Annotated in this window: 10 protein-coding genes; 6 read left to right on the top strand and 4 right to left on the bottom strand. The window is 63.2% G+C overall.

Going from position 1 to position 11560, the window contains the following annotated elements; genetic code table 11:
- Nucleotides 1-537 precede the first annotated feature (537 nt).
- The 5 genes from ATC00_RS09960 (at nucleotide 538) to ATC00_RS32905 (ending at nucleotide 3671) form a co-directional block, all read left to right on the top strand.
- Nucleotides 538-1479, top strand: coding sequence for a DUF2493 domain-containing protein (locus ATC00_RS09960; protein ID WP_064252676.1), 942 nt, complete (start codon nucleotides 538-540; stop codon nucleotides 1477-1479).
- Between the two features lie 62 nt (nucleotides 1480-1541).
- The gene (locus tag ATC00_RS09955) at nucleotides 1542-1802 is read left to right on the top strand and encodes a type II toxin-antitoxin system prevent-host-death family antitoxin (RefSeq protein WP_037382852.1); all 261 of its coding nucleotides are present in this window, start codon (nucleotides 1542-1544) and stop codon (nucleotides 1800-1802) included.
- On the top strand, nucleotides 1792-2217 hold the full coding sequence (locus ATC00_RS09950) for a hypothetical protein (RefSeq protein WP_064252675.1): 426 nt from the start codon (nucleotides 1792-1794) through the stop codon (nucleotides 2215-2217). Before ATC00_RS09955 ends, ATC00_RS09950 begins: the two co-directional genes overlap by 11 nt.
- Before the next feature lie 599 nt (nucleotides 2218-2816).
- Nucleotides 2817-3140: a DUF736 domain-containing protein gene (locus ATC00_RS09945; protein WP_037382854.1), complete on the top strand. Its 324-nt coding sequence runs from the start codon at nucleotides 2817-2819 to the stop codon at nucleotides 3138-3140.
- 363 nt (nucleotides 3141-3503) lie between these two features.
- Nucleotides 3504-3671, top strand: coding sequence for a hypothetical protein (locus tag ATC00_RS32905; RefSeq protein ID WP_162843160.1), 168 nt, complete (start codon nucleotides 3504-3506; stop codon nucleotides 3669-3671).
- A gap of 159 nt (nucleotides 3672-3830) precedes the next feature.
- Here the strand turns inward: ATC00_RS32905 and traG are convergent, their stop codons facing one another.
- Genes traG through ATC00_RS09930 form a run of 3 tightly spaced genes read right to left on the bottom strand, consistent with a single transcriptional unit; the run spans nucleotide 3831 to nucleotide 6269 of the window.
- Entirely contained in the window at nucleotides 3831-5762 is a 1932-nt protein-coding gene (traG, locus tag ATC00_RS09940) for a Ti-type conjugative transfer system protein TraG (RefSeq protein WP_064252674.1), read from the bottom strand.
- On the bottom strand, nucleotides 5759-5992 hold the full coding sequence (locus ATC00_RS09935; RefSeq protein ID WP_037382857.1) for a conjugal transfer protein TraD: 234 nt from the start codon (nucleotides 5990-5992) through the stop codon (nucleotides 5759-5761). The genes traG and ATC00_RS09935 overlap by 4 nt, the downstream gene beginning before the upstream one ends.
- A complete protein-coding gene (locus tag ATC00_RS09930) occupies nucleotides 5982-6269 on the bottom strand; it encodes a TraC family protein (protein ID WP_064252673.1) in 288 nt (95 codons plus the stop codon). The genes ATC00_RS09935 and ATC00_RS09930 overlap by 11 nt, the downstream gene beginning before the upstream one ends.
- Nucleotides 6270-6493: 224 nt before the next feature.
- Here ATC00_RS09930 and traA point away from each other — a divergent pair, with 224 nt between their 5' ends.
- Nucleotides 6494-11104: a Ti-type conjugative transfer relaxase TraA gene (traA, locus tag ATC00_RS09925; protein ID WP_064252672.1), complete on the top strand. Its 4611-nt coding sequence runs from the start codon at nucleotides 6494-6496 to the stop codon at nucleotides 11102-11104.
- On the opposite strand, the gene ATC00_RS32040 is transcribed toward traA, so the two are convergent.
- On the bottom strand, nucleotides 11094-11321 hold the full coding sequence (locus ATC00_RS32040; RefSeq protein ID WP_153045192.1) for a hypothetical protein: 228 nt from the start codon (nucleotides 11319-11321) through the stop codon (nucleotides 11094-11096). The two genes, traA and ATC00_RS32040, sit on opposite strands and share 11 nt — an antisense overlap.
- Nucleotides 11322-11560: the final 239 nt, after the last annotated feature.

The following is an 11560-nucleotide window of genomic DNA, read 5'->3' as shown; positions in this document are numbered from 1 at the left end:
CAGCGCGCGCCGTCACGACACGCGAAAAAAGTAGCAGTCATTGACAGTCACGCACCCGCGTTTTCACACGTCCTCGACCCTTCGCCGCCGTAACCGGGAGCCCGGTGCGATTTCAACGGCGACTGGCGCCGGATGGACCCGAACCGGCTGACCGCCCATCTCAGGGTGCAGCTCGCGCCGGAAGATGCACTGGCCCTTTCCCCTCGCTACCCCGGCCGGCAGAGGCAGGCTAGGGAAGGCGCGGCGCGGAAGAAATAGCCAGCCCTGGCGATCGCCTCTATGGCGCGCCCGCGGGCCTTCCGAGGGGCGACCCTTACCACGCGGGCGACAGGGCCTTCAGCGGGTCAGCCGGGTTTCTTCCCCTGCCGGGCCGAAAGCGGCCCGGCATTCCTCGCGAACCAAGAAACCGTCTTGTCTCCCGCCCGGCGCTTCGCTGGGCCGCGGGCTCGGAGAGCGCCGCGGTTCCGCCCCGACCCCCGCATGGAAGGGAGCGCCGTCAGGCCGCGAGAGGCGCGGCCCAAGCCGACGGAGACCATCATGAACCTTTCCCTTCCGCTCGACGTCGCCCTCGAGCCGCACCATGCCTATTCCCCGACCGACCGCTTCATCTACGAGATGCAGCTCTACGGCCACCGCCGCTTCCAGGACGAGCCCGACCCGCGGCCACTGCCCGAAGAGCCTGCGGTCCAGTCGGCGCTGACCGCGGTCTTCCACTCCCTGTTCGAAATGCTCGGCGATACGCGGCTGGAGCCCGATCTCGAGAGCCTGCTCTGGTCGACGGTCAATCTCTTCCACCGGGCCGGCGAGCGCATCCAGCGCGAACTCGATCGCAACGAGGATGCGCAACGCACCGGGCAGCGCGAGCAGGATGGCAGCGAGGTCAAGAGCGTCGAGCTCGAGCGCCTGATTGCCGAAGGCATCACGCTACTTGAACGCCGCAACGCCTTCGAGTTCATGCGCGACTGTGCCGCCGACCTCTTCGAGGCTGAGACCGGATCGGCATGGCGGCCGCGCAACGGCTCCAAGGTCAACCATGCCAACATGACGGCGGCGATGATCGACAGCCGCGACTTTCTCTCCGCCCGCCGCCGCACTGAGACCGAGGTGCTGATCCCGGCCGGCACCAAGATCGCCTTCGGAGGTGGCATCGACTATAACGATCACGAACTGATCTGGACCAAGCTCGATCAGGTGCATGCGAAGTACCCCGACATGGTCCTGCTGCATGGCGGCTCGCCGAAGGGCGCCGAGCGAATTGCCGCCTGCTGGGCCGAGGCGCGCAAGGTGACGCAGATCGCCTTCAAGCCGAACTGGACGAAGCACGCCAAGGCGGCACCCTTCCGCCGCAACGACGACATGCTCTCGGTCATGCCGGCTGGCGTCATCATCTTTCCCGGCTCTGGTATCACCGGCAATCTTGCCGACAAGGCCCGCCGACTCGGCATCTCGGTCTGGCAGGTCGCAGGAGACGGCGCGTAAGCGCCATTTCTTGCAAATCTGGAAAATATGGATATTATGGAGATTGACAAAGGAGCAGGACTATGCGTCAGTTCACGACAGGCGATCTCAACAAGCAGGTTGGCGACGTCACCGACGCCGCCGCACGCGAACCCGTCGTTCTCACCAAGCACCGGAAACCCCGTTTCGTGCTGATGAGCTACGAGCACTACGAGCGTATGCGCACCGGCGGAGATCCCCGCCGCGGCTATCTCGCCTCCGAGATGCCGGATGAGCACAAGGAGCTCTTCGGGGCCGAAATCGACCGACTGGCGCGCGGCGAGGGCTATGACGATGAGCCGTGAGTTTCTGCCGGGTCAGGTCATTATCTATCCATACCTCTCGGCATGGCAGCAGCAACGCGGCGAGACGGAAGGCCGAAAGGGCCGACCGACCTGCGTGGTTGTCGCCGTCCGCGGGGCGAATGATGGCCTGACGCATCTGGCACTTCTGGCAATCACCACCCAGCCGCCGCAGGCCGATCGCGTCACGCTGGAAGTCTCCGATATCGAATGCCGGCGCGCCGGCCTTACCGACTTCAAGCGATGCTGGATCGTCGTTGACGAGTACAATTACGATGTCGCCGAACGTTCCTGGTATATCGAACCGGAAGCCAAGACGCTCGGCCGTTTCAGCAAGGCGTTCATGATGAAGATCGCGGCGGCCTTTGCTGAGGCGTCGCGCAACAAGTCAGGCCGGCGTGTCAATCGCACTGAGTAAACAGGGCCTGTACCGATTGCACCTGTTCGATAGTTTCGGGCAGGCGGGGGCGTCGAGACAATGCCTCGGTTGTGTCGCGATGGGGCGGCGTTATCGTAATAACCACCCGAGATCATGCGCCGCGGTTTATTGGCCATGGTCACCGTGGTCGTCTCGACATGTACCGATTGATGTGACGGCAGCGGAGGGCTCGCTCCCGGCAATTGGCAGGGATAAGCGAGAAGGACGTTGCACCGGACGGTGTGTCCACATCGGAAGGTGCTGGCGGTCTTTTGCGGTGTCGGACCGGATGGCTGGACTGGTCCGTCACCGGCTTCGGTTGCACGAGACCATTCCCGTTTCTATGTCGCCCTTAGCCGACCGCCTGCTTTTTCGGTCAACCCCGGAAGGGGTACCTCTCGGCGAAAATTCTGCAAAATTCGATTTCGGTTTTGATGCGGGCCGCCTGGTGCTTTCCCGCCGAAAGCGGGGTGAAAGCGCGCCCGCTTTCTCGCGGAAAATAGAATTTTTCAGTATTTTCGCCGAGATGACCGCAGCAGATCGGCCGTCTCTTCGCGCGTCATCGGGAATGGTCCCGAGCAACCGAAGGAGACAATACCATGGCCACCACGATCGCAACCCTCACCCAGAAGACCGACGGCACTCTCGAAGGCGTCTTCGCCACCATCCGGGTCAATGCCCCGATCGCCATCGTTCCAAACGCTGGCAAGGCAAGTGAGGAAGCTCCCGACTATCGCGTTATCCATCGCCGCACTGGCTTCGAGATCGGCGCCGGTTGGAACCGCATCGCCCGGCAGACCGGCGAGGAATACCTCTCCGTGAAGCTGGAGGCGCCCGAAATCGGCGTGATCTTCGGCAACGTCGCTCCGGCTCCCGGAAACGATCCGAGCCGTAAGGTGATCCTCTGGAACAACCCGAACTGAACCGCAGGCGCCGGCCTTGAGCAATCGGGGCCGGCGCTTTCGCGTACCGTCCGAGAGATCGGCTTGAAGCGGCGCCTTTCGTTTTTGGGCGCCGAAGGGACGGGCACGGGCATCGAGCCCGCGCCCCTTCCACTACCGCCTGCCACACGAGAGGAAAGCCTGTCTGCTCAGATCGCCAAGTTTGCCATGAGGATCACGCCGCCTCAAGGACGAGCGGTTCCCCCAAATTTCAGGCGCGACCCTTTGGGCCACGTCAGAAATTCGGCTCCCCCACTCTCCGGCTCCGCCGGTCGCGTTCCGCGATCCTTGACCCGGCCCGATCCTCACGACCCGCGGCGTCATCTTTCACACCAAGGAGCGACGATGACGACCGCACTCGAAATCCACATTGAAGAACTGCGTGCCGAACTGCGCAACGCCGACCCGGCCGAGCGTGGGCAGATCGAGGCCGAGCTGGAGCTGGCTCGGGCGGAGTTAGTCGTAGTCATCGCCGAGCGCGACGGCGTGGTCGATGCTGAGCCTCCCTTCTGACGGAGGTTTAGCCCCGCCACCGCGCCCTCACGGCGGAGACCGGCGCAGGGCCTGGATCCGGTTTCGCATCCCTCACGGATGGTGCCGTTCTGGCGTTCGGCCTCTGGTGATCGGCTACGCGCTGTGCTCCGGCTGGATCGCGCCGCCGGGCGGAGACTGTTAATCTGCCGCTTCATAGCGTGCCTTGACGAAACGATTGGCCTTTGCGGCCCCATTCATGTCTTTCCGCCGGAAGTAGATCGCCCGACCGCAGCGGATCGGGCTATGGCCCTGGACGATGATGATCTGTTCGTCCTTGCGCATCGACTGGGTGATCTCGTGCGGCATGATCAGCGGCCGGCGCTGGAAGTTGACGGTTTCGGATTTCCGCGATCCGTTGTTCTTCGTGTCCCAGCCAATGTTGCGGGAACTGCCCTTCACCTCCACCGTCATCTCGCCGCATTGCGCCGAGACGTTGCGTGCCGTGTCGAGCGCCTTGATCGCCGCATAGCTGGCAAAGGCGCATCCCTCGATCCACGAGGTCGCGCCGTCCTTCCCAAAGTGCCGCACCAGTTGTCCGACCGACTGGTACATCAGCATCATGCTGATCCCGTACTTTCGGCCGCGGTCCCGCGCCTCCTCCAGCACGCGCATATAGCCGAGCAGATCGACCTCATCGAGCATGAATAGCGCCCGGCGCTTGAAGCCGCCATCGGCCCGCACCATTGCATTGATCAGTGAGCCGATGACGATACGGCCGATGCCCGGGTAGGAGCGCAGAATGGACGCCGGGATATTGAGGAAGACGTCTTTCCTGGCCGTAACGATATCGCTCGATTTGAATGTACTACCGCAGACGAGTGCGGCGTAGCTGTCGAGCGACAGCCATTGCGTATCCTTCGACGCTGTCGAATAGACGCCGCTGAACGTTTGCTCCGTCATATTGGTGAAGACGCCGCGCGTTTCACGGATGAAGGTGGACCCAGAATTCTCTTGAATGTCACGCAGCATCGCGAGCACGGAAGGCTCCGGCTCGGAAACGATCTGCCGGAGACTACGAAGGGTTCGCCGTCCCGCATATTCCGGCGACAGCATCACATGTGCAAGCAGACCGGTCAGAAGATTATGCGCCTGGTTCTGGAAATACGAACCGGTCGAGGATTCCATGCGCGCGCTGTCCGACAGCAACATATGAGCGATTCCGACAATGTCCTCCTCTTGTCTAGCCGATGTCTCGATGCCGTCGAGCGCGTTGAAGCCGATGATGGGGTTCGTCGGATCGAGCACAATCACCTCGCGTCCGAGGACACGGGTGCGGTGCTCGACCACCATCGGCGCGACTTCTGTGGAGGGATCGAGGCAGATCAGGGGGCCGCTGTAGCGCAGCGCTGTCGGGATGACGTTGCTGGTAGTCTTGTATCCTCCCGACCCGGCAAAGAAGAGCATGTGAGTGGAATCGAAGTTTTGTCTGTAGGTGAGCAACGGCGCCTTTCCGCCTCGTCCCCACGTGGTCGTATCGTTCGGGTCGAAGGGAAGAGCATGGACGAGTTCCTTGTCGACGCGGTAGCGCTCCCCGACGACGATCTCGCCGTCCGGCGGAAACAGTTTTCCGGCCGCCGACATCGGCAGCCAGTCCGCGTCCCCGAACGTCCCGCGCTTGCCACGCTTAACGAGATCGGGCACGACGGTCGAAATGCGTGCGGCCACTGCCACGGCAAGGAAGCCGAGGACCGCACTGATAACGGCCACCATGTCAAGATAGGTTAGCGCTTGATCCCACCGGGTCGCCCCGCTTTCCACGGCAGGCGCGAGTCGGCCGTACTCGCGCAGCGCGTAATAGCCCGCGACTGTCAGAAAGCAGACGAGGCTCGCCATGGCGATCGGCCTTCGCCGGTGCAACGGTAGCATATGAACGGTTAGCAAGCCGGAGAGTGGTCCGAGCGAAAGCGTTGGTACCGGTGACGCTCGCAGAAACCAGTATGCTGACTTTTCGGACAGGCCGGCGGCCCATTCCGACCACCGCCAGCCGACGACATAGACGGCAAAGGCTGTAATGGCGACCGGCACCAGAACGAGCGGCAGGTTCGGATCCGGTTTGGCCTTCGGCGTCATTCGGATGTCTCCTTGATTGACGAAGACGACAAATCCAGCGTAGGGCCCTTGAACGCCTCCGCGCCGATCTCTCGAAGTCGCCGATGTTCCGTTGAACCCGGAGCGACGCTTGCTAGTTCGATGAGGCCACCAAGCAGAAAGGCGCGGTCGGCCCTGCAGAGTCCCGCCCTGACGACGAGGCCGCCGAGCAGAGACTTTTCGCGCGCCTCGCGCTTGCGCTCAGCCGTCATGAGAGACCTCCACCGTCGTTCCAGTCCCGCCAGTTGCTGCTCGACGCGGCGAAGCCGTTGTGTGAGCCACACCCTTTTTCTCCCCTTTCCGAAATCGCGCGGCGATCTCCTCGACGATGCGATCGACTTCCTCGTCGGAAATCTCGATTTCCGCGAGTCCAGATTTAATGGCGGCCCGCGCAAACCGCTCGGCAGACTTGGCTATCATCACGCGTCTGCGTTCACGCAGTTTGCCGATTTGCGCGTCGATATCGGAAATCGATGGTTTTGCTGCCATCTCGGTCTCCTTCCCGTGGGAAAAATCTCAACGAGACCGATTATACTGCCTAGTTTGCGATAGTAAATTGGCATAGCTTGGCTCAACACGAAAAACTTGCAGCCAAAATTTCTAGCTGTGGCCGTCGTCCTGAGAAGCAGCACCGATCGACCTTCGAGGTCGATCGGTTTGAGGGCGCAATATACGTCGCTGGCGCGACGTGCTTGAAAGGTCTGGACACAGTCGTGGCGATCATGTTCGTCAGAGCGCAGGTGATCAGCAGGGGAGCGGGACGCAGCATCGTCTCGGCTGCCGCCTATCGGCATCGCGCCCGGATGATGGACGAGCAGGCCGGCACATCGTTCAGCTATCGTGGTGGATCGCGGGAACTGGCGCATGAGGAACTGGCGCTGCCCGATCAGGTCCCGGTCTGGCTGAAGAGGGCAACCGCAGGGCAATCCGTCGCCAAGGCCAGCGAGGCGCTCTGGAATGCGCTCGACGCCTTCGAGACGCGGGCTGACGCGCAGCTTGCCCGCGAGCTGATCATCGCGCTGCCGGAAGAGCTGACGCGGGCGGAGAATATCGCGCTCGTCCGGGAGTTCGTCCGAGACAGTTTCACGTCGAAGGGAATGGTGGCCGACTGGGTCTATCACGACAAGGACGGCAATCCGCACATCCATCTGATGACCACGCTGCGTCCCCTGACCGAGGAGGGATTCGGGCCGAAGAAGGTTCCCGTTTTGGGCGAAGATGGCGAGCCGCTGCGCGTCGCCACGCCGGATCGGCCGAACGGCAATATCGTCTACAAGCTCTGGGCCGGCGACAAGGAAACTATGAAGGCCTGGAAGATCGCCTGGGCGGAAACGGCGAACCGTCACCTGGCGCTGGCCGGCCATGAGATCCGCCTCGACGGGCGTTCCTATGCAGAACAGGGCCTCGACGGCATCGCGCAAAAACATCTCGGGCCGGAAAAGGCGGCGCTCGCCCGGAAGGGCATCGAGATGTATTTCGCGCCGACCGATCTCGCTCGCCGGCAAGAAATGGCCGACCGCCTGCTGGCGGAGCCGGAGCTTCTCCTAAAGCAGCTCGGCAACGAACGATCCACCTTCGACGAGACGCATATCGCCAAGGCGCTGCATCGCTATGTCGACGATCCCGTTGACTTCGCCAACATCCGCGCCCGGCTGATGGCCTCGAACGACCTGGTCACACTCAGGCCGCAACAGCTCGACGCTGAGACCGGCAAGGCGTCGGAACCGGCGGTGTTCACCACGCGCGAAATCCTGCGCATCGAATATGACATGGCGCGGTCGGCTGAGCTTCTGTCGCAGCGCAAGGGCTTTGGCGTCTCCCAACGGCAAATAGCGGCAGCTGTGCAAAGCGTCGAAACGGCCGATCCGACAAAACCTTTCAAGCTAGATGCGGAACAGGTCGATGCTGTCAGTCATGTCACGGGCAACAACGCGATCGCTGCCGTTGTCGGTCTTGCTGGCGCCGGCAAGTCGACGCTGCTGGCCGCTGCGCGCGTCGCTTGGGAAAGCGAAGGCCGGCGGGTGATTGGTGCGGCCCTTGCCGGCAAGGCGGCCGAGGGGTTGGAGGATAGTTCCGGCATCAGGTCGCGCACGCTCGCATCCTGGGAACTCGCCTGGGCGAGCGGGCGCGATACGCTCCAGCGCGGCGATGTGCTTGCCATCGACGAGGCCGGCATGGTTTCCTCGCAGCAGATGGCCCGCGTCCTGAAGGCTGTGGAAGCTGCCGGGGCAAAAGCGGTTCTGGTCGGCGACGCCATGCAGCTTCAGCCGATCCAGGCCGGTGCTGCCTTCCGGGCGATTTCGGAGCGTGTCGGCTATGCCGAACTTGCGGGTGTCCGGCGTCAGCGCGATGAGTGGGCGCGTGAGGCCTCACGGCTCTTTGCCCGCGGCGAGGTGGAAAAAGGTCTCGACGCCTATGCTTCGCATGGCCGTCTGGTCGAGTCGCAAACACGCGAGGAGATCATCGGTCGCATCGTTTCCGACTGGGCGGATGCGCGCAAAGAGGCAATCGACAAATCTGTTTGGGAGGGCCGTCTTCGTGATGACGAGCTTCTTGTCCTCGCCCATACCAACGACGACGTCCGCAAGCTGAACGAGGCACTTCGCAAGGTCATGACGGATGAGGGCGCACTCTCCAACAGCCGCACCTTCCAGACCGCGCGGGGGGCGCGGGAGTTTGCCGCCGGCGATCGGATCATCTTCCTCGAAAACGCTCGTTTCCTGGAACCGCGCGCCCGTCGTCTCGCGCCGCAATACGTCAAGAACGGCATGTTGGGCACGGTCGTCTCCACCGGTGACAAACGGGGCGATCCGTTGTTGTCGGTGCGTCTCGACAATGGCCGCGACGTCGTCATCAGCGAGGGGAGCTACCGCAATGTCGATCACGGCTATGCCGCGACGATACACAAGTCTCAAGGGTCGACCGTCGACCGAACCTTCGTGCTCGCCACCGGCATGATGGATCAGCATCTGACCTATGTGGCGATGACCCGGCATCGCGATCGCGCCGATCTCTATGCCGCGAAGGAGGACTTCGGGGCGAAGCCGGAATGGGGGCGGAAGCCGCGTGTCGACCATGCGGCTGGCGTTACCGGCGAACTGGTCGAAGAAGGAATGGCGAAGTTCCGACCCAATGACGAGGATGCCGACGAGAGCCCTTACGCCGATATCAGGACGGACGACGGAACGGTTCATCGTGTCTGGGGCGTGAGCCTGCCGAAGGCGCTGGAGGACGCCGGCGTCTCGGAAGGCGACACCGTGACACTCCGCAAGGACGGTGTCGAGAAGGTCAAGGTCGAGGTTCCCGTTGTCGACCCGGAAACTGGCCAAAAGCGTTTTGAGGAACGGGAAGTCGACCGAAACGTCTGGACGGGAAAGCAGCTCGAAACCGCCGCGGCTCGTCAGGAGCGGATCGAACGCGAGGGCCATCGGCCGGAACTGTTCAGTGAGCTTGTCGACCGTCTCGGACGATCGGGCGCCAAGACCACGACGCTCGATTTCGAGAGCGCAGCCGGTTACCGGGCGCATGCACAGGACTTCGCGCGCCGGCGCGGCATCGACACGCTCGCCGAGGTCGCGGCCGGGATGGAAGAGGGTGTTGCCCGGCGGCTGGCGTGGATTGCGGAGAAGCGCGAGCAGGTGGCGAAGCTCTGGGAGCGGGCGAGCGTGGCGCTCGGCTTCGCGATCGAGCGGGAGCGGCGGGTGTCCTATAGTGAGGATCGGGCGGAATCGCTCTCAGCAGGAATCCCAGCCGTTGGGCGCTATCTGCTCCCACCCACCACCGAATTCGCCCGAAGCGTCGACGAGGACGCACTCTACGCGCAGCTTTCGTCGCCGCGGTGGAAGGAGCGGGAGGACATCCTTCGGCCGGTGCTCGCAAAAATCTATCGCGATCCGGATGCGTCGCTCGGCAACCTGAACGCACTCGCCTCGGATGCCGCCATTGAGCCCCGCACGCTTGCGGGCGATGTTGCCAAGGCGCCGGATCTGCTCGGCCGCCTGCGTGGGTCCGATAACATCGTCGAGGGGCGGGCAGCGCGCGACGAGCGCAACGCAGCGATGGTGGCGTTCAAGGAATTGCTGCCCTTGGTCCGGGCGCACGCGACCGAGTTTCGCCGGAATGCCGACCGGTTCCGCGAGCGTGAGCAGACGCGCCGTGCCTATATATCATTGTCGATCCCGGCGATCTCGAAACAGGCCATGGCACGTCTCGTCGAAATCGAGGCGGTGCGAAAGCAAGGTGGCGACAACGCCTGGAAGGCCGCCTTCGCGATCGCCGCCGAGGATCGCTCGCTCGTGCAGGAGGTGAAAGCGGTGAGCGACGCATTGACCGCCCGCTTCGGCTGGAGCGCCTTCACCGCGAAGGCCGATGCGATTGCCGAGCGCAACATGGCCGAGCGCATGCCGGAGGATCTCACGAATGAACGGCGCGGGAAGCTGACACGGCTCTTCGAGGTTATCCGCCGCTTCAGCGAGGAGCAGCATCTGGCCGAGCGCAAGGACCGGTCGAACATCGTCGCCGGCGCCAGCGTCGAAGCCGGCAAGGAGACGATTGCCGTGTTACCGATGCTTGCCGCCGTGACGGAGTTCAGGATACCGGTGGACGATGAAGCGCGCCCGCGAGCGCTTGCCGCCCAGCACTATCGCCACAATCGTGCTGCTCTTGCCGAGACCGCCACGCGCATCTGGCGCGATCCGGCCGGCGCCGTGGACAGGATAGAAGACCTGATCGTCAAAGGCTTTGCGGTCGAGCGGATTGCGGAGGCGGTCGCCAACGACCCCGCCGCCTATGGGGCGCTCCGCGGCTCCGATCGCCTTATGGACCGGATGTTCGCCGCCGGTCGGGAACGCAAGGATGCGCTGCAAGCGGTACCGGAAGCGGCGGTTTATCTGCGCATGCTGGGCGCGGCTTACGTCGGTGCCTTCGATGCCGAGCGCCAGGCGGTCACGAAAGAACGACGCCGTATGGCGGTTGCCATTCCCGGATTGTCGCCGGCGGCCGAAGAGGCGCTGCGCCGACTGGTACCGGAGACGAAGAAGAAAGGCAGCAAGCTCGATGTCGCCGCCGCTGCGCTCAAGCCGGCCATCCGGCAGGAGTTCGCTGCCGTCAGCCGGGCGCTCGATGAGCGGTTCGGCCGCAACGCCATCTTGCGGGGCGAGAAGGACGTCATTAAACGCGTGTCGCCCCTGCAGCGCCGCGCCTTCGAAGCGATGCACGAACGACTGAAGGTGCTGCAACAAACCGTGCGCATGCAGAGCAGTGAGCAGATCCTGTCCGAGCGGCGCCAGCGCACGATCAATCGCGCGCGCGGCGTCACTTGGTGAGATCTGAACGACATGCGAACTGGCTGAACAGGAAACCCCATGCGACGCGATCGCCATCGAAGTCCTCAACGCCCGTGCCTTTGTCGCGGTACGCGGCGAGCCACAACGCGTTCGCACAAGGACGGGGGCGATTATCCGCATCATTGACGACGATCTTCGCTCCTATCGTTCGCGGAAAACGACAGCTATTTGTTCGCCCGCCATCGGCCATCAGCAAGATACGGTTGCTGATATCGTCAAACGCGATTGCGCGAATGGCGACGACGCAATTGCGCAGATTTCCGCCCTTCGGCGGTCAAATACCAAGGTCTGTAGCGGGTGGAATGCGGGAATTCGTTGCGAGTGCGCTGAACAGCGGCTTTTGCAGGACGAAGTGAACCTGCGGAATTCCAAGGACGTGCACTCTGGAAGACAGACCACAAGTCGTTTGTGGCGGCCCGAGCAACTTGGGCACCG

The organism is Sinorhizobium americanum (genome assembly GCF_001651855.1).
In the GTDB taxonomy this organism is placed as follows: domain Bacteria; phylum Pseudomonadota; class Alphaproteobacteria; order Rhizobiales; family Rhizobiaceae; genus Sinorhizobium; species Sinorhizobium americanum.
The sequence above is the reverse complement of the archived record's forward strand: the minus strand, read 5'-3'. Positions and strand labels throughout refer to the sequence as shown.